The sequence below is a fragment of the Microbacterium sp. Z6_144 genome, assembly GCF_057197625.1.
On sequence record NZ_JBXVPT010000002.1, the window covers coordinates 75579 to 101154 of the forward strand.

The 25576-nt window shown below is 71.1% G+C and carries 21 protein-coding genes; 17 read left to right on the forward strand and 4 right to left on the reverse strand.

From position 1 onward, the window contains the following. Window positions 1-97: 97 nt before the first annotated feature. Window positions 98-3700: a S8 family serine peptidase gene (locus AC2DGY_RS12520; protein WP_484510085.1), complete on the forward strand. Its 3603-nt coding sequence runs from the start codon at window positions 98-100 to the stop codon at window positions 3698-3700. Window positions 3701-3831: 131 nt separating this feature from the next. On the opposite strand, the gene AC2DGY_RS12525 is transcribed toward AC2DGY_RS12520, so the two are convergent. Next, entirely contained in the window at window positions 3832-4173 is a 342-nt protein-coding gene (locus tag AC2DGY_RS12525) for a GNAT family N-acetyltransferase (RefSeq protein ID WP_484510086.1), read from the reverse strand. A 201-nt stretch (window positions 4174-4374) separates the two neighbouring features. Between AC2DGY_RS12525 and AC2DGY_RS12530 the strand changes: the two genes are divergently transcribed. From AC2DGY_RS12530 to recQ, 7 genes are all read left to right on the forward strand, one after another. After that, the gene (locus AC2DGY_RS12530) at window positions 4375-6654 is read left to right on the forward strand and encodes a carbon starvation CstA family protein (RefSeq protein ID WP_484510087.1); all 2280 of its coding nucleotides are present in this window, start codon (window positions 4375-4377) and stop codon (window positions 6652-6654) included. Continuing rightward, a complete protein-coding gene (locus AC2DGY_RS12535; protein WP_484510088.1) occupies window positions 6651-6905 on the forward strand; it encodes a YbdD/YjiX family protein in 255 nt (84 codons plus the stop codon). The genes AC2DGY_RS12530 and AC2DGY_RS12535 overlap by 4 nt, the downstream gene beginning before the upstream one ends. Before the next feature lie 13 nt (window positions 6906-6918). Beyond that, window positions 6919-8097, forward strand: coding sequence for a sensor histidine kinase (locus AC2DGY_RS12540; RefSeq protein ID WP_484510089.1), 1179 nt, complete (start codon window positions 6919-6921; stop codon window positions 8095-8097). Next, window positions 8094-8822, forward strand: coding sequence for a LytR/AlgR family response regulator transcription factor (locus AC2DGY_RS12545; protein ID WP_484510090.1), 729 nt, complete (start codon window positions 8094-8096; stop codon window positions 8820-8822). Before AC2DGY_RS12540 ends, AC2DGY_RS12545 begins: the two co-directional genes overlap by 4 nt. Continuing rightward, window positions 8819-9208 carry a heavy metal transporter gene (locus AC2DGY_RS12550; protein WP_484510091.1) on the forward strand — a complete coding sequence of 130 codons (390 nt, stop codon included), beginning with the start codon at window positions 8819-8821 and terminating at the stop codon, window positions 9206-9208. The genes AC2DGY_RS12545 and AC2DGY_RS12550 overlap by 4 nt, the downstream gene beginning before the upstream one ends. Next, a complete protein-coding gene (locus tag AC2DGY_RS12555) occupies window positions 9205-10659 on the forward strand; it encodes a sodium/solute symporter (protein WP_484510092.1) in 1455 nt (484 codons plus the stop codon). Before AC2DGY_RS12550 ends, AC2DGY_RS12555 begins: the two co-directional genes overlap by 4 nt. 240 nt (window positions 10660-10899) lie before the next feature. After that, complete coding sequence (gene recQ / locus AC2DGY_RS12560) at window positions 10900-12882, forward strand: DNA helicase RecQ (protein WP_484510609.1); 1983 nt, start codon at window positions 10900-10902, stop codon at window positions 12880-12882. A 135-nt stretch (window positions 12883-13017) separates the two neighbouring features. Here the strand turns inward: recQ and AC2DGY_RS12565 are convergent, their stop codons facing one another. Beyond that, complete coding sequence (locus tag AC2DGY_RS12565; protein WP_484510093.1) at window positions 13018-13590, reverse strand: TetR/AcrR family transcriptional regulator; 573 nt, start codon at window positions 13588-13590, stop codon at window positions 13018-13020. 57 nt (window positions 13591-13647) lie between these two features. Between AC2DGY_RS12565 and AC2DGY_RS12570 the strand changes: the two genes are divergently transcribed. Next, window positions 13648-14286, forward strand: a complete 639-nt coding sequence (locus AC2DGY_RS12570) for an NAD(P)-dependent oxidoreductase (protein ID WP_484510094.1) — start codon at window positions 13648-13650, stop codon at window positions 14284-14286. Further along, window positions 14283-15179, forward strand: a complete 897-nt coding sequence (locus AC2DGY_RS12575; protein WP_484510095.1) for an SDR family NAD(P)-dependent oxidoreductase — start codon at window positions 14283-14285, stop codon at window positions 15177-15179. Before AC2DGY_RS12570 ends, AC2DGY_RS12575 begins: the two co-directional genes overlap by 4 nt. 58 nt (window positions 15180-15237) lie before the next feature. Here the strand turns inward: AC2DGY_RS12575 and AC2DGY_RS12580 are convergent, their stop codons facing one another. After that, window positions 15238-16533: a GNAT family N-acetyltransferase gene (locus AC2DGY_RS12580; RefSeq protein WP_484510096.1), complete on the reverse strand. Its 1296-nt coding sequence runs from the start codon at window positions 16531-16533 to the stop codon at window positions 15238-15240. A gap of 261 nt (window positions 16534-16794) precedes the next feature. Between AC2DGY_RS12580 and AC2DGY_RS12585 the strand changes: the two genes are divergently transcribed. Further along, window positions 16795-18900, forward strand: a complete 2106-nt coding sequence (locus AC2DGY_RS12585; protein WP_484510097.1) for an acyl-CoA dehydrogenase family protein — start codon at window positions 16795-16797, stop codon at window positions 18898-18900. 1 nt (window position 18901) lies between these two features. Here AC2DGY_RS12585 and AC2DGY_RS12590 read toward each other — a convergent pair whose 3' ends face one another. Beyond that, complete coding sequence (locus AC2DGY_RS12590; RefSeq protein ID WP_484510098.1) at window positions 18902-19228, reverse strand: hypothetical protein; 327 nt, start codon at window positions 19226-19228, stop codon at window positions 18902-18904. Window positions 19229-19517: 289 nt separating this feature from the next. Here AC2DGY_RS12590 and AC2DGY_RS12595 point away from each other — a divergent pair, with 289 nt between their 5' ends. From AC2DGY_RS12595 to AC2DGY_RS12620, 6 genes are all read left to right on the forward strand, one after another. Further along, window positions 19518-20093 (forward strand): DNA-3-methyladenine glycosylase I, encoded by a 576-nt coding sequence (locus AC2DGY_RS12595; RefSeq protein WP_484510099.1) that lies wholly within the window; start codon window positions 19518-19520, stop codon window positions 20091-20093. Window positions 20094-20170: 77 nt separating this feature from the next. Continuing rightward, the gene (locus AC2DGY_RS12600) at window positions 20171-20647 is read left to right on the forward strand and encodes a GNAT family N-acetyltransferase (protein WP_484510100.1); all 477 of its coding nucleotides are present in this window, start codon (window positions 20171-20173) and stop codon (window positions 20645-20647) included. A gap of 225 nt (window positions 20648-20872) precedes the next feature. Further along, entirely contained in the window at window positions 20873-22363 is a 1491-nt protein-coding gene (locus tag AC2DGY_RS12605; protein ID WP_484510101.1) for a DEAD/DEAH box helicase, read from the forward strand. A 136-nt stretch (window positions 22364-22499) separates the two neighbouring features. Beyond that, window positions 22500-23084: a TetR/AcrR family transcriptional regulator gene (locus AC2DGY_RS12610; protein WP_484510102.1), complete on the forward strand. Its 585-nt coding sequence runs from the start codon at window positions 22500-22502 to the stop codon at window positions 23082-23084. A 1-nt stretch (window position 23085) separates the two neighbouring features. Next, window positions 23086-24075 carry an LLM class flavin-dependent oxidoreductase gene (locus AC2DGY_RS12615; RefSeq protein ID WP_484510103.1) on the forward strand — a complete coding sequence of 330 codons (990 nt, stop codon included), beginning with the start codon at window positions 23086-23088 and terminating at the stop codon, window positions 24073-24075. Beyond that, on the forward strand, window positions 23967-25343 hold the full coding sequence (locus AC2DGY_RS12620; RefSeq protein ID WP_484510104.1) for an FAD-binding oxidoreductase: 1377 nt from the start codon (window positions 23967-23969) through the stop codon (window positions 25341-25343). Before AC2DGY_RS12615 ends, AC2DGY_RS12620 begins: the two co-directional genes overlap by 109 nt. The last annotated feature ends 233 nt before the right edge of the window (window positions 25344-25576 follow it).

Sequence of the window (25576 nt, forward strand, 5' to 3'; positions counted from 1 at the left end):
ACCGACCGTTGGCTGGGTTTGTGCTGTGAGCTATGTTTAACGCACGTGCGCCGTCGTCGCGCGGACCGCTCACATCATCCCCCCTCTTGGAGCGCATATGCCCGTTGCAGGCACCCACCGTCGACCCCTGCGTGCGGTCGCCGTCCTGGCACTCGCCGCGCTGTTCACCAGCACCACCGCCACCGCCAGCTTCGGCGCGATCGAGTCGGGCGAGTTGACCAGTCCCGTCCCGATCGATGCTCCCAGCGGGCAGTACATCGTGCTGCTGGATGAGGCGCCGGCCGCGACCTACGACGGCGGCCAGTCCGACCTGCGCGCCACGCAGCCCGAGGAGGGGGCGAAGCTCGACGCCCACTCGCCGGAGGTGCGTGAATACACGGAGTTCCTCGACACCCGGCAGCAGGAGGTTGCCGCCGAGGTCGATGCCGACCGCGACTACTCCTACACGCTCACCGCCAACGGCTTCAGCGCGCGGCTGAGCGCGGAGCAGGCGGCGAAGCTGGCGGCCACGGAGGGTGTCGCCGCCGTCGTGCCGGACGAGATCCGCCACCCCGACGCGGTGCCGTCGACGCAGTTCCTGGGGCTCGAGGGCGCCGGCGGCGTGTGGGAGGCCGTGGGCGGTGCGGATGCCGCGGGCGAGGGAACCGTCGTCGGCGTGATCGACACCGGCATCGCGCCGGAGAACCCGTCGTTCGCGGGCGACCCGCTGGGCACCGCGCCGGGTGCGGAGCCGTACCTCGACGGCAACGAGGTGGTGTTCGCCAAGTCCGACGGCACGACGTTCCGGAGCGAGCGCGTCACCGGCCAGCAGTGGGACGCAGACGACTATTCCACCAAGCTCATCGGTGCGAAGTACTTCAGCTCGGGCGCCGAGAAAGCCGGGTTCGATTTCTCCTCCGACTTCCGCTCACCCCGAGACAACGACGGGCACGGGTCGCACACCGCGGGCACCGCAGCGGGAAACCACGCCGTGGCCGCCGGCGTCGAGGGAATCGACTTCGGTGACATCTCCGGTGTGGCGCCGGGCGCCAAGATCGCCGCGTACAAGGCCTGCTACGCCGGGCCCGATCCCCTCGACAACACCGACGACATCTGCGCGCTGAGCGACCTGCTCGCCGCGATCAACGCCGCCGCGAGCGACGGGGTCGACGTCATCAACTACTCGATCGGCGGCGGATCGGCCACGACGACACTCGCTCCCGATGACCGCTCGTTCTTCAACGCCGCCGCAGCGGGCATCTTCGTCTCCGTCAGCGCCGGCAACGCCGGCCCGGGCGCCGCCACGGCCGACCACGCGTCGCCCTGGTACACGACGGTCGCCGCGTCGACGGTCCCCACCTACGAGGGAACCGTGCAACTGCCTGACGGGTTCGAGGCCGCCGGCGCGTCGGTGTCGGTGCCGTTCGGCGAGGAGGTCACCGGTCCCGTCGTCTACGCCGGCGACATCGTCGCGGCCGGAGCCGACCCGGCCCAGGCGGCGCTCTGCTATCTCGGGGCGCTCGACCCCGCAGAGGCCGAGGGAAAGATCGTGGTGTGCGATCGCGGGGAGAACGCCCGCGTGGAGAAGTCGCAGGCCGTCGAAGAGGCGGGTGGGATCGGCATGATCCTCGTGAACGTCACACCCGGGTCGCTGGACAACGACTTCCACTCCGTGCCGACCGTGCACCTGGCGCACACCCACCGTGCCGCGCTGCTGGATTACGTGCGGAACACCCCGGATGCCACCGCCACGCTGATCGGGGAGAACGTCACGGGCGTGGAGACTCCCACCCCCGTGATCGCCGGGTTCTCCAGCCGCGGACCGATGCTCGCCGACGGCAGCGACATCCTCAAACCCGACATCACCGCGCCGGGGGTGGCGATCCTGGCTCCGACCCACAATGCCGACGACGAGGACGCCACGTTCGGCTTCAAGTCGGGGACGTCGATGTCGGCACCGCACATCGCGGGACTGGCCGCGCTGTATCTCGGGGAGCGTCCCCAGGCCGCGCCGGCCGAGATCAAGTCGGCGATGATGACCACCGCGTACGACACCGTGAACGACGACGGGTCGACCAACTCCGATCCGTTCGCGCAGGGCGCCGGTCACGTCGATCCCACGCGGTTCTTCGATCCGGGCCTGCTCTACCTGAACGGTCCGAGCGATTGGGCGGCGTACCTGCAGGGCAAGGGCTTGAGCTTCCCGCAGTATGCGGTCGAGCCGATCGACGGCAGCGATCTGAACCTCGCCTCCATTTCGATCGGATCGCTCTCGGCGCCCCAGACGGTGACGCGCTCGGTGACGTCCACGCAGGCGGGAACCTTCACCGCATCCATCGACGTGCCGGGTATCGACGCGGTCGTGGAGCCGGCGAGCCTCACGTTCGGCGCGGCCGGCGAGACGCAGTCGTACACGGTGACGTTCACGCGCGACGGCGCCCCCACCGAGGAATGGACGACCGGGCGTCTCACGTGGACGAACGGCGACACCACGGTGCGCTCGCCGGTCGCGATCCAGCCGGTCACGGCGGATGCTCCGGCCGAGGTGTCGGGCACCGGCATCACCGGCAGCACCGACGTGACCATCACGCCGGGGATCACGGGCGACCTGCCGGTGAACCTCACCGGGCTCGCGCCGATGGCCCTCCTGGCCGACCCCGACAACCCCGTCGAGGGCCACTCGGGCGACGAGAAGTCCGGTGCCGATACGAAGGGATACGTCAGGTGGATCGTGGAGGTGCCGGAGGGCACTGAACTCTCGCGGTTCACGCTGGACTCCTCCGACGACGAGACCAGCGACCTCGACCTTGCCGTCTCCCGTGTCGTCAGCCCCGACGACCTCCGCTACTACGAGATGTGGCAGTCGGGCACCGGCGCTGCCGACGAGGAGGTGACCCTGCAAAACCCCACGGCGGGCACCTACCTCGTCGAGATGAACGTGTTCGCCTACGCCGATCCCTTCACGTGGGATCTGTGGTTCGGCAACGTTCCAGCCGAAGGCGGAGAAGGAGCGCTGACGGCGACTCCCAACCCGATCCCCGCCAAGGAGGGCGTGGCCACGACGTACACGCTGTCGTGGGCCGGCCTGCAGCCCGAGACCCGCTACCTCGGGGTCGCGCAGTACGGCGACTCCGAGGTGCGCACGGTGCTCACGGTCGAGTCGGGCCAGGCGCCGCCGTCCGCCACCGAGGCGCCGACGATCTCGGGCGACCCGCGGCCCGGAAGGACGCTCACCGCGAGCCCGGGCACGTGGGAGCCGGCCGACGTCACGGTGGCCTACCAGTGGCTGCGCGACGGGCAGCCCATCGAGGGCGCGACCGGGAACACGTATCGGGTCACCAGGGCCGACGTGGGCACGACGCTGTCGGTGCGGGTGACGGCCACCGCCGAGGGCAACCCCACGCCGGGGGTGGCCGACAGCGCCGGAGTGTTCGTGAAGTTCACGTCGCACACGTCGGTGACACTCAACCGCTACATCGGCACCTCGTCGCAGGATTACGCGGTCACCGTGGCCGTCTCCCCGTCGGGAGGAGCCCCCGCCACCGGTGACGTCCGGGTGTGGGTGAACGGCCGGTCCTACACCGGCACGCTCGCCGACGGCACCGCGACCATCCCGCTGCCGCGGCAGTCCCGAGGCGTCAAGGTCGTGATCGCGCAGTATGACGGGAGCGACACCGTCGCCTCGTCCACGGGCCTGAGCGGGTTCGTCGTGTATCGCTGACGCGCTGGATCGGCCTCGAGGGCGTCCGGGCTCCGGCTCGGGCGCCCTCGAGCGCTCTCGGCTCACTCACCGGATGCTGCCACTGCGCAATCGAGGACAGGCGCGCCGGCGGTGGGCACCGTCCCGCTGCGTCAGCCCGAGCTTTCGGACGGGGCGGCGGCGTCTTCGCCGTCCTCTTCGACCGGCCAATCGATGATCAGGCCGGCGACTTCGTTCTCGCGCAGGTAGTGGGCGACGAACGGGCACACCGGGCTGACGGTCTCGCCCCGCCGGGCCATGTCGGCCAGGGCCTCGCCGACGAGCTGCGAGCCGAGCCCCTTGCCCTTGAACGCCGAGTCCACGTTCGTGTGGGGAAGAGACACCGGGCCGTCCTCGCTCGGCTCGAGGTCCAGGGTTCCGCCCAGCTGGTCGCCCACATGGATCTCGTAGCGGGACTTCTCCTCGTTGCGGGTGACGATGATCGCGTCGGTCATCCGATTTCCTTCCGATTACTCCCCCCAACGTACGGGCGCGGCATCCTGTTCCGCCATGGCACCCGCGGCCACAGGGGTGGTGTCGCCGCTGGGCGCACGGATGGCGCCGCTCATCGCACGACGGCGGTGATCCTCTCCGCGTCCCCGCGCCCCGCTTCATAACCTCGACGCGTCCGCAACGACGCGACCCCGAGGAGAACCATGTCCGCAATCCGGCCTCCCGCCCGCGAGCCCGAACTCACGACCGATCCGTCCCTGCCCCCGGTGGCCGTCCCCGCCGACCGCCTGGATTCGCGATGGACGTGGCCGAAGATCCTTCTGTGGGTGGCCGTCGCCCTCCTGGGCGGCGTGGCCTGGACGATGCTCGCGATCGTCCGGGGCGAGACGGTGAACGCGATCTGGTTCGTCTTCGCGGCCGTCTGCACGTACGCCATCGCGTACCGCTTCTATTCGAAGATCATCGAGCGCCACATCACCCGCCCTGACGACCGGCGGGCGACCCCCGCGGAGCGCAAGCAGGACGGCAAGGACTATGTCCCCACCGACCGCCGGGTGCTCTACGGCCACCACTTCGCCGCGATCGCGGGAGCCGGGCCCCTCGTCGGGCCGGTGCTGGCCGCGCAGATGGGCTACCTCCCCGGCACGATCTGGATCATCGTCGGTGTCGTGCTGGCCGGAGCCGTGCAGGACTACCTCGTGCTCTTCTTCTCGATGCGTCGGGGCGGGCGCACCATCGGGCAGATGGCCCGCCAGGAGCTCGGGCGCATCGGCGGCACCGCCGCGATCATCGCGAGCCTCCTCATCATGCTGATCATCGTGGCGATCCTCGCGCTCGTGGTCGTCAACGCCCTCGGCGAGAGCCCGTGGGGCGTCTTCAGCGTCTCGATGACCATTCCCATCGCGCTGTTCATGGGCTGCTACCTGCGGTGGATTCGTCCCGGACGCATCACCGAGATCTCGATCATCGGCTTCGTGCTGCTGATCGCCGCGATCATCGCCGGCGGCTGGGTGGCCTCCACCGAGTGGGGCGCGGCGATCTTCACCCTCGACCGCACCACGATCGCGTGGGGCATCATCATCTACGGCTTCGTCGCCGCCGTGCTGCCGGTGTGGCTGCTGCTCGCGCCGCGCGACTACCTGTCGACGTTCATGAAGATCGGCGTCATCGTGATGCTCGCCGGTGCGATCGTGCTCGTGCGTCCCGAGATCGACGTGCCCGCCTTCAGCGAGTTCGCCGGCGGCGAGCTCGGCCCGGTGTTCACCGGCCCGATCTTCCCGTTCCTGTTCGTGACCATCGCGTGCGGCGCGCTCTCCGGATTCCACGCCCTCATCGCCTCCGGCACCACCCCCAAGCTGCTGGAGAAGGAGCGCCAGGCGCGGGTCATCGGCTACGGCGGGATGCTGATGGAATCGTTCGTCGCCATCATGGCGCTGGTCGCGGCGCTCTCGATCGATCGCGGCATCTACTTCGCGATGAACTCCTCGGCGGCGGCGACCCTCGGCACCGTCGAGGGAGCGGTGGCCTTCGTGAACGGCCTGGGCCTGACGGGCGTCACCCTGACCCCCGACATGCTCACCTCGGCGGCTGACGCGGTGGGGGAGGAGACCATCGTCTCGCGCACCGGTGGCGCCCCGACCCTCGCGCTCGGGCTGGCGAACATCATGCAGGCCGCGCTGGGCGGACCGGCGCTGATGGCCTTCTGGTACCACTTCGCGATCATGTTCGAGGCGTTGTTCATCCTCACCGCCGTCGACGCCGGCACCCGGGTCGCACGATTCATGCTGCAGGACTCCGTCGGCATCCTCATCCCCAAGTTCCGCGACGTGTCGTGGCGGCCGGGTGTGTGGATCTGCACCGCCATCATGGTGGCGGGGTGGGGGTCGATCCTCATCCTGGGCGTGACCGATCCGCTCGGCGGGATCAACACCTTCTTCCCGCTGTTCGGCATCGCCAACCAGCTGCTCGCCGCGATCGCGCTCGCCGTCGTGCTCGCGATCGTCGCCAAGCGCGGCCGCAGCTACGCCAAGTGGCTGTGGATCGTGGCCGTCCCTCTGGCGTTCGCGTCGGTGGTGACCATCACCGCGTCGATGTACAAGATCTTCTCGCCGGTCCCGGCCGTCGGGTACTGGGCGAACCACTTCGCCTTCCGCGGCGCGCTGGATGAGGGGCTCACCGAGTTCGGCACCGCCACGAGCCGCGAGGCCATGGAAGCCGTCGTGCGCAACACAGCGGTGCAGGGAACCCTGTCGATCATCTTCGTCACCCTGGCCATCATCGTCATCGCGATCGCCGTGGGGGTGGCGATCCGGGCCGTGGTCCAAGGCGGGGGCAACGATCACGAGGACCCGCCCGTGCCCTCCCGGCGGTTCGCCCCGGCGGGATTCATCGCCACCCAGGCGGAACGCGAGATCGAGCGGGAGTGGGAAGCGCTGCCGCGCATCGACGATGCCGCGCACCGGAAGGCGGCCGCTCACTCGTGAACAGGATCGACATGATGCCGACGGATGCTCCGGCCTGGCCAGCGTGGTGGGCGCACGTGCGTGCACCTCTCGGCAGGGCAGGGCGGAGCATCCGCTGGTACGTCACGACCCTGATGGGCGACGGGGCGTACGACACCTACGTCGCGCACCTGCGCCGGCACCATCCGCATGAGGAGCCGATGACAGAACGGGAGTTCTGGCGGGCGCGATCGGACGAGCAAGATCGCAACCCCGGCGCGCGCTGCTGCTGACTAGGCTTCGAGGATGCCGGACGCCGCGCTGATCAGCGGGGCCGTCGGAGTCGCTGCCGGTGTGCTCCTGACCCTCGCCCTGGTGTTCGTCCGGCGCCTGGGGCACGCGTCACGCGACCTCGGCAGCGATGCGGAGCGGGCGACGCACCGCACGCTGCACGTCGCCGCACAGGCCGCCGCGGCGCTCCGCGGCGGCCGGGCAGAACCCGACACGCACCGGGCCGTGCGGCACCTGCGGACGCTGCTGGGCAGTCCCGCCGTCGCCCTCGTGGGGCCGGGGGATGCCGTCGCCCTCGACGGCGCCGACGACCTCGAAGCCGCCGCCCGCCGCATCGCGGCGCGGGTGCGCGAGACCGGGCGACGGCAGGTGTTCCCGCATCCCGACGGGGCGGCGCTGGATGCGGTGGGCGCGCCGATCGTCGTGGACGGAGCGACGTGGGGCGCGATCGTCGCCTTCGCCGCGCCCGTGCGCGGTCCGCTCGTGCGGGCGGCGGGGGACGTCGCCGGATGGTGCGCCGCCCAGCTGGCGCTGGGAGAGCTGGATTCCTCGCGCACGGCGCTGGCCGAAGCCGAGCTGCGTGCCCTGCGCGCGCAGATCAGCCCGCACTTCATCTTCAACGCCCTCACCGCGATCGCGTCCTTCATCTCGACCGATCCGCCGCGGGCGCGCGACCTCGTCCTGGAGTTCGCCGACTTCACGCGGTACTCCTTCCGCCGTCAGGGCGAATTCACCACGCTCGCCGAGGAGCTGCGCAGCATCCATTCGTACCTCGAGCTCGAGCGCGCACGCTTCGGGGAACGCCTCACCGTGCGGCTGCGGGTCGCTCCGGAGACCCTCACCACGGTCATCCCCTTCCTCTCCGTACAGCCGCTCGTGGAGAACGCCGTGCGCCACGGGCTCGAGCCCGGCGAGCACGGCGGCGTCATCACGCTGGCATCGCTGGATGACGGCACGCACACCGAGATCACCGTCGAGGACGACGGGGCGGGGATGGATCCGACCGAGCTCGCCGCGCTGCTGGACGCCGACGCGTCCTCCCCGCACGTGGGTCTCCGCAACGTCGACACGCGCCTGCGCCAGCTCTACGGCAGCGGCGGCGGGCTCGTGGTGGAGACGAACCTCGGCGCGGGTACTTTGGTGCGCATGCGCGTGCCGAAGTCGCAGCCGCTGCACGATACGGGTGTGGGATGACCCTCGACGTGCTCGTCGCCGATGACGAGCCGCCCGCCCTCGAGGAGCTGGCGGCACTCCTCCGCGCAGACGAGCGCGTCGGCGCGGTGCACACGGCGCGAAACGGTGCCGAGGCGCTCGGCATCCTCGAGTCGGGAATCGTGCAGGCGGCGTTCCTCGACATCCACATGCCCGGCCTCAGCGGGTTCGAGCTCGTGCGATCGTTCGCGCGCCTGCGGACTCGACCGGCGGTCGTCTTCGTCACCGCGGACGACGCCGGGGCGGTCGAGGCATTCGACCTCGACGCGGTGGACTATGTGCTCAAACCCGTGCGGGTCGAGCGGCTGCGACGGGCGGTCGGCCGGGCGCTCGACTGGTCCGCCGGCACCGAGGAGGCCGCCGACGACGAGACGATCCCCGTGACGGTGGGGGCGACCACGCGGATGGTGCGTCGCAGCGACATCCGGTGGGTGCAGGCGCAGGGCGACTATTCCCGCCTGTGGACCACGGGTGGCGACGACCACCTGGTGCGCATCCCCCTCTCCGACCTCGCCGAGAGGTGGTCGGGGGCGGGGTTCGTGCGGGTGCACCGCTCGTATCTCGTGCACCGGGATGCGGTGGTGCTGGTGCGCCTGGCGGGGGCAAGCCCCACCGTGGCGCTCGCCGAGATCGAGCTGCCCGTGAGCCGGCGCCTCGTTCCGGCGGTGCGTGATGCCCTCGTGCGGCCCGATCGGTCACGCGGATGAGCGGCGATCGCCCGCCCGCGCGTGTTCGGGTCACCGCATCCGAGGCGCGCCGCTCCGCGCGGACGGCCACCCGCGGGATCGCGCTTCCCGGCTCCCGCACCGACGAGGCCGACGCGGTGTTCTCCCGCGGGCTCGTGCGCGCTCAGCTGCGCCTGGCCGTCGCGTGCCTGCTCGGTTTCCTGGTCGTCGCCGGTGCGCTGACCGCCGTGCTCCACCTGCTGCCGGCCGTCGCCGACCCCGTGCTGTTCGGGGTGCCGCTGTCGTGGCTGCTGCACGCCTACGGGTTCTACCCGATCATCCTGGTGTTCGCGATCGTGTACGCCCGCGGTGCCAGCCGCAACGAGCGGCGCTATCGCGCGCTGGTGGAACCCGGGCACGAGTCGTGAATCCGCTCTTCGACCTCACGGCGATCGGCCTCCTCGTCCTGGTCACCGCGGTGCTGGGGTTCGCCGGCATCCGGCTCTCCCGCACCACGAGCGACTTCTTCGTCGCCTCGCGGAGCGTCCGGCCGGTCTGGAACGCCTCGGCCATCAGCGGGGAGTACCTCTCCGCCGGCACGTTCCTCGGGCTGGCCGGCCTCGTGCTGCTCTCCGGAGCCGAGGGATTCTGGTTTCCCGTCGGCTACGCCGCCGGTTATCTGCTCGTGCTGCTGTTCGTGGCCGCGCCGCTCCGCCGCAGCGGCGCCTACACGATCCCCGACTTCGTGCACGCCCGGCTGGAGTCGCTCGCCGCCCGGCGCGTGACGAGCATCGTGGTGCTGATCATCGGCTGGCTCTACATCGTGCCGCAGCTGCACGGCGCGGCGATCACCCTCGGTGTGGTCGCCCACGTGCCCCCGTGGATGGGAGCCGCCCTCGTCGCGGTGCTCGTGGCCGGCATCGTGGCCGCCGGCGGGATGCGCGCGATCACCGCCGTGCAGGCGTTCCAGTACTGGCTCAAGCTCACCGCGCTCCTGGTCCCGGCCGTGTTCCTGCTCGTCGCGCTCAGCGGGGGCGGCTACGACGTCGACCCCCAGGTCGTCTTCCCGCCCGATCGAGGACCGGCGGGCGCGAACACGTATGCCACCGCATCCCTCATGGTGGCGCTGCTGCTGGGCACGATCGGCCTGCCGCACGTGCTGGTGCGCTTCTACACGAGCCCCGACGGCGGGTCGGCGCGCCGGACCACGGTCCTCGTCGTCGGCATGGTCGGGGCGTTCTACGCGGTGTCGTCGACCCTGGGGCTGGTCGCCCGCGTCGTGGCGCCCGACATGGCGGAGCCCGGCGTGGCCGATGCGGTCGTGCTGGCTCTTCCCTCGCGCGTCTTCCCGGGGCTCCTCGGCGAGCTCCTCACTGCCCTCATCGTGGCGGGGGCCTTCGCCGCGTTCCTGGCGACCTCGTCCGGGCTCGTGGTGTCGCTGGCCGGAGTGGTCAGCCAGGACCTCTTCGGCGGGAGCGTCCGCTCGTTCCGACTCTCGGCGCTCCTGTGCACGGCGGTGCCGCTGGTCGTCGCCCTCGTGGCCGTCCCGGACGGGCTCGTCTCCACCGTCGGTCTGGTCTTCGTCTTCGCCGCCTCGAGCCTCTCGCCCGTGCTGCTGCTGGGCGTGTGGTGGCGGGGGCTCACCGCTCGTGGCGCGGTGGCCGGGATGGTGGTGGGCGCGATCTCGTGCGGCGGCGCGCTCATCGGCGGGGCGCTGGCGAGGGACGCCGGGGCGTGGTCGGTGGTCTTCACGCAGCCCGGGGCGTGGACGATCCCCCTCTCCACCGCCGTGATCGTGGTCGTCTCGCTGCGGGATCGCCGCGGCGTGCCCCTTCGCACCGAGCGCTTCCTCGCCCGCCTGCACACCCCCGAGACCTGAGGGCGCTGCGGCGCAGTGCGGGACGGGCGCCGGGCTCGCTGGGCCCTGCTGGACGGGTCGGGCGGCGCGAGGCCGCGCCATCCACAGGCACCACGCCGCGCCGCGGCGTCCGCGGGGTGGGGATCGCGGTCCCGGAGCGTCGGCGGGCCGGGTTACCGTGGACGGGTGACGTTCGCCGGCTCCGACCCCGCGTACGGCGATCCGTACGCCGACGTGCCGCCCGACGACCCCTACGCCGGGATGGACTGGAACCCCGACGACCTCGCGCCGCCGGACGACCTCGACGTGCCGCCCCCGCCCATGGACGCACCGGCCGCATTCCGCCCGCGTGCGTCACCCGCGGCCTCCGCCCGCACGGCTCTCGGCGGCGCGTCATCCGCGGGTCTCGACCTCGCCACGCGCGACTTCGCAGGGCGCGACGCGCGCGAGGTGCTGCACGAGGTCTACGGCTACGACGTGTTCCGCGGCGATCAGGCCGACGTGGTCTCGCACGTGATCGACGGCGGGGATGCGGTGGTGCTCATGCCCACCGGCGGCGGCAAGAGCGTCACGTACCAGGTGCCGGCCCTCGTCCGGCCCGGCACGGGCCTCGTGGTCAGCCCCCTCATCGCGCTCATGCACGACCAGGTCGACGCGCTCGTGGCCAACGGTGTGCGGGCCGCGTACCTCAACTCCACGCAGAGCCCCGGCGAACGGCAGGCCGTCGAGCAGGCGTACCTCGCCGGCACCCTCGACCTCCTCTACGTCGCGCCCGAGCGGCTCAACGGTGCGCAGACGCTGAACCTCCTCGCCCGCGGTCGGCTGAGTGTCATCGCGATCGACGAGGCGCACTGCGTCTCGCAGTGGGGCCACGACTTCCGGCCCGACTACCTCGCGCTCGGCGACCTGGCCGACCGGTTCCCCGGTGTTCCGCGCATGGCGCTCACCGCCACGGCGACACCCGCGACGGCGCGCGAGATCGTCGAGCGGCTGCGACTGGACGACGCCCGTCGGTTCGTCGCGAGCTTCGACCGTCCCAACATCCAGTACCGCATCGCACCCAAGGTGGAGCCGCGCAAGCAGCTGGCCGCCTTCATCCGCGCGCAGCCGGAGGGGTCGGCCGGCATCGTCTACGCCCTCAGCCGCAAGACCGTCGACCAGACGGCGGAGTTCCTGCGCACGCAGGGCATCGACGCGCTGCCGTATCACGCGGGCCTGGATGGATCGGTGCGGGCGGCGAACCAGTCGAAGTTCCTTCGCGAGGACGGTGTCGTGATGGTCGCCACCATCGCCTTCGGCATGGGGATCGACAAGCCCGACGTGCGCTTCGTCGCGCACATCGACCTGCCGAAATCGGTCGAGGGCTACTACCAGGAGACCGGCCGCGCTGGTCGCGACGGCGAGCCGGCAGTCGCATGGCTGGCGTATGGACTGGGCGACGTCGTGCAGCAGCGCCGCATGATCGACCAGTCCCCGGGCGACCGCACCTTCAAGATGCGCCTCGGGCAGCACCTCGAGGCGATGCTCGGGCTGTGCGAAACGGTGGCGTGCCGCCGGCAGAACCTCCTGGCGTACTTCGGCGAGGAAGCCGGTCCGTGCGGCAACTGCGACACGTGCCTGGAGCCGCCTGAGACGTGGGACGGACTCGTCGCCGCACAGAAGCTCCTGTCGACCATCGTGCGACTGCAGCGGGAGCGCGGCCAGTCCTACGGCGCCGGTCACCTCGTCGACATCCTCCGCGGCGCGCGCACCGAGCGGATCACGCAGCAGGGCCACGACAAGCTCTCCACCTACGGCATCGGCGCCGACCTCTCCGACCAGGATTGGCGCAGCGTCATCCGCCAGCTCCTCGCGCGGGGACTGCTCGTGGGCCGCGGTGACTACGGCACCCTCGCCCTGACGGAGTCGAGCGGGAGCGTCCTCCGCGGCGAGACCCCGGTGCCGCTGCGGCGTGACACGCTCGGCCGTGCGGGCGGGGGCGGTGCGCGCGTGCGCAAATCGTCGGCGGCCGAGTCGGTCGATGCCGGTGACCGCGATCTGTTCGAGGCGCTGCGCGCGTGGCGCGCGGAGCAGGCGCGCGAGCAGGGCGTCCCCGCGTACATCGTGTTCGGCGACGCGACCCTGCGCGCGCTCGCCGCCGCCCGCCCCGCGTCGCTCGCCGATCTCGACGGCGTCACCGGCATCGGCGCGAAGAAGCGCGAGGCCTACGGCGACAGCATCCTCGCCGTCGTCGCCGCCCACTGACCCGCGGCTCTCCGCCGTCGCGTCCGCCGCCGCGTCCGCCGCGAGAAACGACGATCCGGACGAGAAAGGCCGCGACGCGTGGGTTCTCGTCCGGGATGTTGTTTCTCGCGGCTGGGCGCCGGCGGGTGGCGCGGGTCAGGTGTGTGCGCGCCAGGTGCCGAGGGAGTCGACGCAGCGCTCGATCAGAGCGTCGTCGGCGGGTGCGCGCTCGATGGTCGCCCGATAGTAGAGCGGACCAACGGCGAGGGCGGTGCTCGTCTCGGGCCCCACCCACGACGAGAGTTCGCCGAGCCGCTCCGCTTCCGTGAGCGCGGCGGCGAGTTTGTCCGAGAGGACGCGGGCGAACCCGGCGCGCCTGGCATCCATGCCGGGGTTCCAGAGGGCGGCGTTGGCGAGGGTCGTGGCGACGGCGCGCACGGCATCGCTCTCGAGTTGGCGCGCCAGGGAGGTCAGTTCGCGCATCAGCCACTCGCGGAACGGAGAGGCGGGGGCGTCGAAGAACGGCATGGGGACCGTGGCCATCGCTTCGGCGAGGAGTTGCTCGGTCTGCGGCCAGTGCCGGTACACGGTGGCACGGCCGATGCCGGCGTGCGCCGCGATGTGGTGGGGCGTGACCGCGGCGGGCCCGTGCGCGAGCAAGAGCTCGCGTGCGGCATCCAGGATCGCCTGGCGGCTCCGCAAAAAGCGAGGGTCGGTCTCGTTCCTCATCACTCCACTCTATGAGACTTATTGACTCATAGGGCGATCCGTGCCACACTCCCATCTATGAGACGAGACGTATCAGAGACCACCATCGCGGTGCTCGGCGCGACGGGACGCACCGGTCGGCAGGTGGTGGCACGAGCACGTCGTGGCGGGCACCGGGTGGTAGCCCTCGTGCGGCGGGAGGGGTCATTCGCAGCCTCCGCAGGACTGCGCGAGGTGGTGTGGCCGGACGTCACCGATGGCGCAAAGCTGACCGCCGCCCTCCGGGGCGTGGATGCGGTGATCAGTGCGCTGGGCGGTGCCGAGAAGGGGCCCACCACGGTCTGCACTGACGCGATGGCCGCGCTCATCCCTGCGATGGCGGCGGCCGGAGCCACCCGCTTGATCGCCGTGAGTGCGCACGGGGTGCGGGAGACCCATGATCGATCGCTCTACTCCCGGGCGGTGTGGTCGCGGGTGGGCGAGAAGATGAAGGACAAGGAGTCGATGGAGCCGCTCATCGCCGCCTCCCGCCTCGAGTGGACGATCGTCCGGCCGCCGATGCTGAAGGAGACCCCCGCAACGGGCACCTATCGCACCGGGGAGGATCTCCCCATCCGGCTGTGGCACTCCATCGGGCGGGCCGACCTCGCCGATTTCCTGGTCCGCGAGGCGGCGGAAGCCCAGTTCATCCGCCGATACCCGCGGATCCGGCAATGAGCGAGCCGGAACGCATCGCGGTGGTCACCGGTGCCACCGGGGGCATGGGGCGAGTCATCGCCCTGGCACTTGCTCGACGCGGCATGAGCGTCGTCGCCGTTGCCAGAGATGCGGCTCGTGCCGGCGCACTTCGTGCCGAGCTCACGGCGGCGGGCCGTGGCCGCGGGTCGGTGATCGTCGGCGACCTGTCGCACCGTGAGGGCATCACCCGCATCGCGAGCGCGATCGCCGAGAGTCACGACGCCGTCCATGTCCTGGTCAACAACGCCGGCGCGCACTACAACGAGCACCGGCTCTCGCCCGACGGCATCGAGATGCACATCGCCGTGGACTACCTGGCAGCGTTCGGGCTCACCACGCTGCTCGACGGGCACCTTCGACGGGGCCGAGCCAGGGTCGTGAACGTCGCCTCCGACACGCTCCGCGACAGCCGCCGGGTGAAGCTTCTCGGCAGGCCGCGCCCCGCCACGCTCGATCCCGGAGAGCTGAGCGACCTCACGCGGCTGAACCCCGCAGACGGCTTCGTGCCGTTCGAGGCCTACGCGCGGGCGAAGTTGCTGACCGTCGCCGCCGGCTACGGCTTCGCCGAGACCTTCGCCGGTGAGGCCACCGTCAACGCCGTCCACCCCGGCATCGTCGCCACCGGCATCGTCGACGCGCTCATCCCTGCCCCTCTCCGCCCGCTGAGGGGGCTGATCCGGCGCGCCCTGCTCACCCCCGAGCAGGGCGCCGCCGCCATCCTCCGCCTTGCCCTCGACCCCGCACTGGACGGCGTCACCGGCCGCTACTTCGTGCGGGAGACCGAGACCGCGACCCCGCCCATCTCCTACGCCCGGGACGTGCAGAGACAGCTTCGTGCAACCGGTGACCGCTTCTTCCGGGGCGGCGACTGATCCGCGCCCTCCCCGAGAAACGACATCCCGGACGAGAAAGGCCGCGTCGCGTTGTTTCTCAGCCGGATTGTGGTTTCTCGCGGCTGGGCGCCGGCGGGTACGAGGCGATGCGCCCCACCCGGAAGAGCAGGGGATGCTGCGACACGTCGCGCGGCGCTGCGCCGGGGAGCTCGTAGACGTCGAGCATCAGCTGCACGGGGTAGTCGATCCGCTGTCCGACCGTCTTCACCCATCTCCCGTCGATGAAGAAGCGCAAACGCTCGGGCGTCCACGCGACGGCGTAGTCGTGCATCGCGGTGAGGTCGCCGCGGACCCGGACCTTGTCGAAGTCGGTCCGCAGTCGCGGATCGCGCTGCGCCTTGACCCCCACCCCCACCCGGCCTCCGGAGTCGTCGAGCTCTGATCCGAAGATCTCCGCGATGCAGATCTCGCCGCAGTCGTCGGGCCGTTCCTCGAACCCGATCGGCCAGAGCGCCACCATCGCGTCCGGGTGACGGATTGCGGCGAACCGTGCCGCGATCACGCCCTGCCGCACGAGCCAGCCGCGATGGCGCGGCTGCTCCTCCTGCACGATCAAGTCGTCGCGGAACCGGTGCTGGCCGATCGCCGAGCCGACGCCGCCGCTGAACTGCCCGGTCTGCAGATGCGACACCCGCACCTCCCCGTCGAGCTGCGGCGCCCACGGGGCGGTCTCGGCGTCGACGCGCAGCACGAGTCCGGTGTCATCGAGCTCGTACCGCGCGGCCGTTCGAGCCCGAGACGACCAGTGCGGCGTGTAGTACGGCCACCATCGGGCCGGGTCGAGCTCGCTGAAGCTCTCCTCGACATCGGGCGTGCGCCCGCCGAGCGACAGCGGAGTCAGATCCAGCTCCCAGACGCGAACGTGCAGGACGGCGTCCCGGTAGGGGTAGTCGCGCTCACCCACGTCGGCGAAGCCCGCGGAACGGCACAGGGCGTTGGATGCGGCGTTCGCGGCGTCGGGGTACGCGTACAGGTGATCGCGGTGGGGCGAGTCATCCGCGACGTACCGCAGCAGAAGCCGGACCGCCCCCCGCGCGACGCCGCGGCCCTGCCAGGGCGGAAGCACGTTCCAGCCGGCCTCGTACGCGGCCGCGCCGTCGTGCTCGATCGACCAGAAGCCGATTCCCCCGGCCGGCTCGCCGCCAACCTCGATGCGGAACATCCATGCCTCGCCCGCGTCGTTCAAACGGAGGTAGCGGGCGTGGCGATCCCGGAGCTGTTCCGCCGTTTCCGGCCCGGCGATCAGTCGCGTCATCTCCGGAGTGTTTGCCGCCTCCAGCAGCGGCAGGTCGTCCGGCCCCCACCGGCGCAGGGTCACGCTCTCATCGCGCATGGGTCCAGTGTCCCGCCGCCCACCGACATCGCCCCCGTCCGATGCGCCACCGGTGACGGACGGTTTCGTCGTTGTGGGAGGGGCCCGAAGCGACAAAAGTCGTCCGTAACCGTGAGGGCGGCGAGGGGACTGTCGGAAGGCACAAGGGAGGGGGCTCGGGGAGCGCGGAGACTTTGTGGGAAAGGGCCACCGGAGTTGGCCGCAGCTTGTAGGAAGTCCTACGGTGATGGTCGATCCGCGTCTTGCCGAAAGGTCTCGAATATGGCTGATGCCGCCATCCGTCCCACTACTCCCGCCGAAGATCAGCGCACGCCCGCGGGCGGTGCACCCACCGCGGCGCACACGGCTGCCGAGGCATCCGAATCGCAGATCGATGTCGCCGCGGTGACCGACATGCTCCTCGGCACCTGGGCTGACACCCGCCGCACCGCCCGCGAGATGATCAAGGACCCCGCGTACTGGCGTGTCGACGGCCTATCCATGGACGAGCACCGCGAGCGCGTGCTCACCCAGCTGCACCTGCTCGTCCAGAAGAAGGCCGTGCACCGTGCTTTCCCGAAGCGTTTCGGGGGCTCCGACGACAACGGCGGAAACATCGCCGGGTTCGAAGAGCTCGTCGTGGCCGACCCGAGCCTCCAGATCAAATCGGGCGTGCAGTGGGGCCTGTTCGGTGCCGCGGTGCTGCAGCTGGGCAACGCCGAGCACCACGAGAAGTGGCTGCCCGGCATCATGAGCCTGGAGATCCCCGGCGCCTTCGCCATGACCGAGACCGGACACGGATCGGATGTCGCGGCCGTGGGCACCACGGCGACCTACGATCCCGCGACCGAGGAATTCGTGATTCACACGCCGTTCCGCGGTGCGTGGAAGGACTACCTCGGCAACGCGGCCCTGCACGGCGTCGCCGCGACCGTCTTCGCGCAGCTCATCACCAACGGCGTCAACCACGGCGTGCACTGCTTCTACGTCCCGCTCCGCGACGAGAACGGGCAGTTCCTGCCCGGGATCGGCGGGGAGGACGACGGCCTGAAGGGCGGCCTCAACGGCATCGACAACGGCCGCCTGCACTTCGACAACGTGCGCGTCCCGCGCACGAACCTCCTCAACCGTTACGGCGACGTCGCCCCCGACGGCACGTACACGAGCGACATCTCCAGCCCCGGACGCCGCTTCTTCACGATGCTCGGAACGCTCGTGCAGGGCCGCATCTCCCTCGACGGTGCTGCCGCCTGGGCATCGGCCCTCGGCCTGAAGATCGCGATCACGTACGGCAACCAGCGCCGCCAGTTCGACTCCGGCCGGGGCACCCCGGAGGTCGTGCTGCTGGACTATGGCAAGCACCAGCGCCGGCTGCTGCCGCGCCTGGCGACGACCTACGCGCAGATCTTCGCGCACGACGAGTTCCTCCAGAAGTTCGACGCCGTCTTCAGCGGCCGTACCGACACCGACGAAGATCGGCAAGACCTCGAGACCCTCGCCGCGGCGCTCAAGCCCCTCTCGACCTGGCACGCCCTGGACACCCTCCAGGAGGCGCGCGAAGCCTGCGGCGGGGCGGGGTTCCTCTTCGAGAACCGTCTCGTGAGCCTCCGGCAGGACCTCGACATCTTTGCGACATTCGAGGGGGACAACAACGTCCTGCTGCAGCTGGTGGGTAAGCGCCTGCTGTCGGACTACGCCGCGCAGTTCAAGGGCAAGGATGCCAAGGCCCTGGCCGCATTCGCCGTCGGCCAGACCGCCGGCAAGGTCTTCCACGGTGCGGGTCTCCGCCAGCTTGGCCAGGCGGTCAGCGACTTCGGGTCGACGGCGCGCTCGGTCGAGCGCGGGCTGCGCGCCGATCAGCAGCACGAGCTGATCGCCGGCCGGGTACAGCAGATGGTCGCCGACATCGCGGGGCGGCTGCGCCCAGCCTCCAAGCTGTCGCCCGAAGAGGCCGCCGCGCTGTTCAACGCCAACCAGTCCGAGCTCATCGAGGCGGCCCGGGCGCACGGCGAGCTGCTGCACTGGGAGGCGTTCACGGATGCGGTGAACCGCACCGAGGACGCCGGCACGAAGCAGGTGCTCACGTGGCTCCGCGATCTCTTCGGGCTGAGCGTCATCGAGAAGCACCTCTCGTGGCACCTCATCCACGGCCGGCTGTCCGCGCAGCGTGCGGCGGCGGTGTCCAGCTACATCGACCGGTTGTGCCTGCGGCTGCGGCCCCACGCCCAGGACCTCGTCGACGCCTTCGGGTACGAGCCGGAGCACGTGCGCGCCCCCATCGCGTCCGGCGCGGAGCAGGCGCGCCAGGATGAGGCGGCGGCGTACTACGCCGCGCTGGCCGCATCCGGGAACGCGCCGGTGCCGGAGACCAAGCCCGCGAAGAAGTAGGTCAGTTCTCGACGACGCGCCATGACCGCACGAACTGTTCCACGGTCATGGCGTCGAGGTCGCGGCGGGTGGACTGCAGCATGCGGTCGGCCTCCTGCGGCTGACCGGCGGCGAGCCGGACGACCTCCGCACCGGTGTCTTTGCGCGCGACGACGAGGTCCATCCCGGGGAGGGTCTCGTCGGTGCCGACCCCGCCGCTGAGCACCCCGATCGCGAAGGTCGCGACCACGCGTGCGGCCTTGGCGATCGGATGCATCCGCCGGTCATCGAGCCGGGCCTCCAGGACATCGGCGGCAACGGTCTCGGGATGGTGGTCGGCTGAGCTCACCCGACCACCATCTCCTGCGTATCTGGATGAATGCCCGGGGCTCCCCGCCCCGGCCGTGCCCGCCCCGGGCCGTGTGGCGCGTGCCGTGCCGCCGCGGCCCATGCCGTGCGGCGTGCACAACGCCGCGGCCCATGCCGTGCTGCGTGCACAACGGCGGAGATCGACCCCGGCGCCCCGGCGGCGGCGTCGGGGTCGCGGCGTGTTGTCGAGAATCTCCGCCGTTGTGCACGAGCGGTGCCGGGTCGAGCGGTGGCGGGGCGGACGTCGGGCGCGCCGATAGGGTGGCGCGGTGACCACCGACGTGCGGATCGGACCCGACGGCGTCCCGCGCTGCGCGTGGGCGGGGGATGACGCGGAGTACCGCCGGTATCACGACGAGGAGTGGGGCGTTCCCCTGCACGGCGACCGGGCGCTGTTCGAGAAGATGAGCCTCGAGGGGTTCCAGGCCGGGCTCTCGTGGATCACGATCCTGCGCAAGCGGCCCCGTTTCCGCGAGGTGTTCGCAGGCTTCGAGCCGGCGCGGGTCGCCGCCTTCGACGAGAACGACATCGAGCGGCTGATGCAGGATGCCGGCATCATCCGCAACCGCGCGAAGATCGACGCCACCATCTCCAACGCCCGGCTCGTCGCAGAGATGGGCGAGGGCGAGCTCGACGCGCTGCTGTGGTCGTTCGCCCCGGAGCCCCGGCGCGCGCGGCTGACGGCGTTCGCCCAGATGCCCGCGGTCACGCCCGAGTCCACGGCGATGAGCACGGCGCTGCGCAAGCGCGGATTCCGATTCGTCGGCCCCACGACGATGTACGCGCTCATGCAGTCCGCCGGGATGGTCGACGACCACATCGCCGGATGCTGGCGCGCCGCCTGACGCGGCCGTCGGCGCACTCATCCACAGATTTGCGAAACCACGGCGCCAACGATGTGCCGGATGTCAGGATTTTCGGTGTGAGTGATGTGCTGCTGCGGCAGATGAACGACGCGGAATACGAGGGGTGGGTCGAGACGGTCGCCAGGCTCTTGGCGAACGAACAGGTGGCGGCCGGCAACTGGCGCGCGGCCGGGTCGGTGGAACTCGCGCGGGAAGCGGTCGTGCGGCAGCTGCCCCAGGGCGTCGATACGCCTCGGATGCTGATCCTCCACGCGACCGACACCGCCGGAGAGGCGGTGGGTCACGCGTGGGTGTCACTGGATCATCCGCGAGGTCTGCCGGATGTCGCGCTCCTCCAGGACATCGAGGTCATCGAGCAGCGCCGCGGATCGGGATGGGGCCGGGCGCTGCTGGCAGCGGTGGAGGAGGCGGCGCGGGCTGCGGGGGCGCCGGCGCTCGAATTGAACGTCTTCGCGCGCAACGCGGTAGCCGTCGGCCTGTACGCCACATCCGGTTACGACGTCGTCACGCAGCAGATGCGAAAGGCGTTATAGCCCTCTCGCGTGCCGCGTGAACCGAGAAGGCTCCGGCGCCCGGTAGACTGGGGGAACTGCGGAGCTTTTCTGCTCCCTGCGTCGTCGAACGCATCGGCCTTCGGGCCCGAACTTTCACGGCGAACGGATGCGTCACCCGACGCCTTCGCCATACTGCGGCCCTCTTCCCGACGGCGCCGCATCCGAATCGCCGTGTGTGCGTCTGCGCGCCGGCATGAAAGACACATGACCTCTCCTACTTTCGCCGATCTCGGCGTTCCCGCTCCTCTCGTCGACGTCCTCGCTTCGCAGGGCATGACCGAGGCGTTCCCCATCCAGGCCGACACCCTCGCCGACACCCTCGCCGGGCGCGACGTGCTCGGTCGGGGCAAGACCGGCTCGGGCAAGACCCTGGCCTTCTCCCTGCCGCTGGTTGCCCGCCTCGGCGCCACCGCCTCCACCCGCCGGGGCCGCAAGCCCCGCGCGCTCGTGCTGGCTCCCACCCGTGAGCTCGCCAACCAGATCGACGCCGTCATCAAGCCGCTCGCCGCGGCGTACGGCCTGACGACCACGACCGTCTACGGCGGCGTCAACCAGCGCCGCCAGGTGGATGCGCTCGCCGCCGGCGTCGACATCCTCGTCGCGTGCCCCGGCCGCCTGGAAGACCTCATCTCCCAGCGCTTCGCGAGCCTGGATGACATCGAGATCACCGTGCTGGACGAGGCCGACCACATGGCCGACCTCGGCTTCCTCCCCGGCGTGACGCGCCTGCTCACCCGCACCCCCGCCGGCGGACAGCGCATGCTGTTCTCGGCGACGCTGGACAACGGCGTCGACAAGCTCGTCCGCAAGTTCCTGCGCAACGAGGTGCTGCACTCGGTCGACGAGGCCAACTCCCACGTCGCCGCGATGACGCACCACGTCTTCGTCGCCGCGGATGCCACGGCCAAGAACAACCTCGTGCGTGCCCTCGCATCGGGGTCGAGCCGCCGCATCCTCTTCACTCGCACGAAGCACCAGGCCAAGAAGCTGGCGCGCACGCTGACCGCAGCGGGCATCCCGTCGGTGGACCTGCACGGCAACCTCTCGCAGCCGGCGCGTGACCGCAACCTCGCCGCGTTCAGCGCCGGTACCGCCCGCGTGCTGGTGGCAACGGATGTGGCCGCCCGCGGCGTGCACGTCGACGACATCGCCCTCGTGGTGCACGTCGACCCGCCCGTCGAGCACAAGGCATACCTCCACCGCTCCGGCCGCACGGCCCGCGCCGGCAGCGCCGGTGACGTCGTGACCGTGATGCTGCCCGAGCAGCGCCGCGACACGCTCGACATCCTCCGCAAGGCCGCGATCTCCGCGACGCCCACCCCGGTGACGCCCGAGTCCGCCGAGGTCACCGCCCTCGTCGGCGACGTCGCCGCGTACGTGACGCCCGCGCCCGAGCAGGCCCCGCAGCAGCGCGGTGGCGGCTCGTCGCAGGGTGGTAGCGGGCAGCGCAACCGTCCCGCTCGCGGCGGCTCCGGCGGCGGTTCGCGCTCCGGCAGCCGTCCGGCCGCGGATGCTGCGCCCTCGCGCTCGGCAGGATCCAACGGTGGCAACGGCCGTCGCCGTGCCGGTGCGGCCCCCGTCGGTGCCGGTTCGCGCTCGGCCGGTGCCGCCGGATCCGGCTCGCGCTCGGGCGGTCTCCGCGTCGGCGATGTGGTGCGTGGCAACGCGCGCCCCAACCGCCGCGCGCAGGGCTGATCCCCGCGGGCACGCCCGCTCCCCGAAGCGCCGACAGGCAGCGAATCGCTGTCCGTCGGCGCTTCGTCGTTCCCGGGGTGGGGGACGTTCGTAAATTAATCGGATGATGTATCCGTTTCCGGCGTAGCCTCGGGCCATGACCCGTCCCCGAGCCGATGCCGTGCGCAGCCGGGAAGCGATCCTGGGCGCGGCACGCCGCATCCCGCGCGACGACCTGCGCCTGAACGAAGTTGCCCGCATCGCCGGTGTCGGGGTCGCGACGGTCTACCGGCACTTCCCCGCCGTGCCGGCGCTCGCGGAGGCGCTCTCCGTCGACTCCGTCGAACGGCTGCGCGTCCTCGCCGCCGACGCGGAACGCTCCCCCGACGCGGGGAAGGCACTGCCCGGATTCTTGGCGGCCGCTCTGGAGCTGCAGCTCGGGGATGAAGGAGTGCAGACGATCATCAGCACCCCCGATGGGGTCCTCAGCGCGGCCCGCGAGGCGAAATGCGCGTTCGTCCGCAGCTTCCGCACGCTACTGGAACGCGCTCAGCGCGAGGGCGCCATTCGCCCCGACGTCACCGTCGAACAGGTGCAGCGGATGCTGGGCGGGGTCGAGCGCGCAGTACGTCTCGGCTCGCCGGAAGATCGGCCCGTGCTGCTGGATGTGCTCATCGCCGGGTTGCGGTCATCCCGCGACCCCTCCCTCCTTCCCTCCCGCCCTCTCGCAGCAAGGATCTGACATGGATTACGGGCACCGACTCGGCTTCGGGGCATTCATCACCCCCGCCGCGGCCGATCCCCACGTCCCGGTCGCGCTCGCGCAGCTGTCCGAAGCATCCGGACTCGACCTCGTCACGTTCCAGGACCACCCGTATCAGCCGGCGTTCCTCGACACCTGGACACTCATGACGTACGTCGCGGCGCAGACCCAGACGGTGCGCATCGCTCCGAACGTGCTCAACGTGCCGTTGCGCCCGCCCGCCGTGATCGCCCGGTCGGCGGCGAGCCTCGACCTCCTCTCCGGCGGACGGGTTGACCTCGCCCTCGGCTCGGGCTCCTTCTGGGACGCCATCGAGGCTATGGGTGGCCGGCGTCTCACCCCCGGCCAGGCGGTCAGCGCGCTCGAAGAGGCGATCGAGGTCATCCGGGGCCTGTGGGACACCTCCGAGCGCCGAGGGCTGTTCACCGACGGGCAGTACCACCGGGTGCACGGCGCGAAGCGCGGACCACGCCCGGCCCACGACATCCCGATCTGGATCGGCGCCTACAAGCCGCGGATGCTGGCACTGACCGGTCGCGTGGCGGATGGGTGGCTGGTGAGTCTGGGGTACATGCAGCCGGGTGACCTCGCCCGCGGAAACGCCGCCATCGACGAGGCCGCCGCAGGCGCTGGGCGCGATCCGCGCGAGATCCGTCGCATGCTCAACGTGGGGGCGCCCTCGGGAGACCTGCGCGGGTGGATCGAAGAACTCGCCGGGTACGCACTCGAGGACGGCATCGGGAGCCTCATCGTCGTGGCTGATGACCCACGCATCATCAGCTCTTCGGGCAGGAGGTGGCCCCGGCGGTCCGGGAGATCGTCGCCCGCGAGCGCGGCGATCGCGGCACCGCCTCGGCGCCGGTGCGGTCGGCCGCCGCGCTGGGTCGCCGCCGCGCCGGCATCGACTACAACGCGGTACCGGCGGGGATGCACGCGATCGAGCCCGGCGACTTCGAGTACCCGGACGTGAGCTCGACGTACCTCCGCGGGGGCGCCCCCGGCATCGTGCTGCAGCCGAGCTCGGCGGAACAGGTGGCCGAAGCGGTGGCGTATGCGCGGCAGCATCCTGGTGTCCCGCTGTCGATCCGCAGTGGCGGGCACGGCATCAGCGGTCGCAGTACCAACGACGGCGGCATCGTGATCGACCTGCGACGGATCAACGACATCGAGGTGATCGACCAGGAGCGCCGCCGGGTGAGGATCGGTCCCGGTGCGCGCTGGGCGGAAGTCGCCGCCGCGCTCGGCCAGCACGGCTGGGCCCTGTCGTCGGGCGACTACGGCGGCGTGGGGGTCGGTGGGCTGGCGACCGCCGGCGGGATCGGGTTCCTCGCGCGCGAACACGGCTTGACGATCGACCACCTTCGCGCAGCCGAGGTGGTGCTGGCCGACGGTTCCATCGTGCAGACGGATGCGGATACCCGCCCCGAGCTGTTCTGGGCGATCCGCGGGGCCGGCGCCAACGTCGGCATCGTCACGAGCTTCGACTTCGAAGTCGACGAGGTCGGCGACGTGGGCTGGGCGCAACTCGCCTTCGACGCGTCCGAGGCGGAGGAGTTCCTCGTCGGGTACAGCCGCGTGATGCGCGACGCGCCGCGCGATCTGACGGCGTTCCTCCTCCTCGGCGCCCCTCGTCCGGGACAGCCCCGCATCGCGCAGATCATGGCGATGGTCGACTCCGCCGATCCCGACCAGATCATCGAGCGCCTCCAGCCGTTCGCCGAGCTGGCACCGCTGCTGCAGCAGACGGTGCAGGTGACGTCGTATCCGCAGGTGATGGCGAACGCCGACCTCGGGCCCCAGCACGGGCGCGGGGAGCCGAACGCGCGATCGCTGCTCCTCGGCGACATCACACCGGAGATCGCAGCGGCCACGACGCGGATGCTCGATGAGGGGGCCGCGTTCTTCCTCCAGTACCGCTCCGTGGGCGGCGCCGTCGCCGACGTGGGGGAGGACGACACCGCCTACTCGAACCGCGCCGCGCAGTTCTCCGTGGTGGCGTTCGGTTCGAACAGCGCCACGCTGGATGCCGCGTGGGAGACGTTCCGCCCGTTCGGGCAGGGGATGTACCTGAGCTTCGACTCCTCTGATCGGCCCGACCGCATCCTCGACGCCTTCCCCGTGCACAAGATCGAGCGTCTCCGCGCGGTCAAGCACGAGGTCGATCCCGATGCCGTGTTCGCCGACAACTTCTCGGTCGCGCTCTGCGACGGATTCGAGGCGCCGGCCGCCGCATCCTGACCCGCCCGCGCCCGTCCCGAGACCGCGAGACCGCACGCTGCCGACGAGACCCCGACATAATGCGTCGGTCTCGTCGGCAGGCTGCAGTCTCGCTGGGGCCGGCCCTGCGCGGGGCGGCGCGGACGCGTCCCCGTCCCGAGACCGCGAGAATCCACCGGCGCGGCGAGGATGCGGCACGCTGCGGCATTCTCGACCCGCACATGGATTCTCGCGGAGGGGGGCGCCGGATCGAG